The sequence below is a fragment of the Micromonospora sp. NPDC049799 genome (assembly GCF_040656655.1).
In the GTDB taxonomy this organism is placed as follows: domain Bacteria; phylum Actinomycetota; class Actinomycetes; order Mycobacteriales; family Micromonosporaceae; genus Micromonospora.
Map to the genome: position 1 here is coordinate 1 of NZ_JBFAMU010000936.1, position 1006 is coordinate 1006.

General features: G+C 75.0%; 1 protein-coding gene. It reads left to right on the plus strand.

Features of this window, described 5'->3' with window-relative positions:
- Positions 1-56: 56 nt before the first annotated feature.
- On the plus strand, positions 57-1006 hold a 950-nt coding region (locus AB0I76_RS30770), incomplete at its 3' end, for a cupin domain-containing protein (protein ID WP_357042879.1).

A 1006-nucleotide genomic window follows, 5' to 3' on the forward strand; every position in this document is an offset into this window, starting at 1 on the left:
GCCGGACAGGTACTGGAGGCCGACGGTGTGGGTGAAGTTGTCCGGGTTCTTCAACCGTGACGCACATCGACCCGCCGGGCGGCCACCACGGCCGCCCGGCGGCTTCGTCCGAGTCCACGGCCGCCCTGGCCCGTTGCGTGTCGGTCGAGCCGGGCAAGTTCGCCACCGCCCACTGGGGGCGGACACCCCTGCTGTCGCGGGCCGATGAGCTGCCCAACCCGGCCGGGTTCACCGACCTGCTCAGCCCCGCCGACGCCGACGAGCTGCTGAGCCGGCGCGGTCTGCGTACCCCCTTCCTGCGCATCGCCCGCGACGGCGCGCTGCTGCCGGCGACGCGCTACACCGGCGGCGGCGGCGCGGGCGCCGAGATCGGCGACCAGGTCCTCGACGAGCGCGTCCTGGAGCTGTACGCCGGCGGCGCCACCCTGGTCCTCCAGGGGCTGCACCGCACCTGGCCGGCGCTGATCGACTTCGCCCGGGACCTCGGCACCGCGCTCGGGCAGCCGTTGCAGGTCAACGCCTACCTGACGCCGGCCGGCAGCCAGGGCTTCGCCACCCACTACGACACCCACGACGTGTTCGTGCTCCAGGTCGACGGCCGCAAGCACTGGCGGATCCACCCGCCCGTGCTGCCCGACCCGTTGGAGAAGCAGCCCTGGGGCGGCCGGGCCGACGAGGTCTCGGCCACCGCCGAGGGCGCTCCCGCGCTGGACGTGGTGCTCGGCCCCGGCGACGCCCTCTACCTGCCGCGAGGGTGGCTGCACAGCGCCCAGGCGCAGGAGTCCAGCTCGCTGCACCTGACCGTCGGCATCCGTGCGCTGACCCGGTACGCGCTGGTCGAGGAGTTGCTCGCCCTCGCGGCGGAGGACCAGCGGCTGCGCGCGACCCTTCCGTTCGGGGTGGACGTGGCCGACGCCGACGCCATCGAGCCGGAGCTCACCGAGACCGTCGAGGCGCTGCGCGACTGGCTGCTGCGCGCCGACCCGGCGGCGGTCGCCGCCCGGCT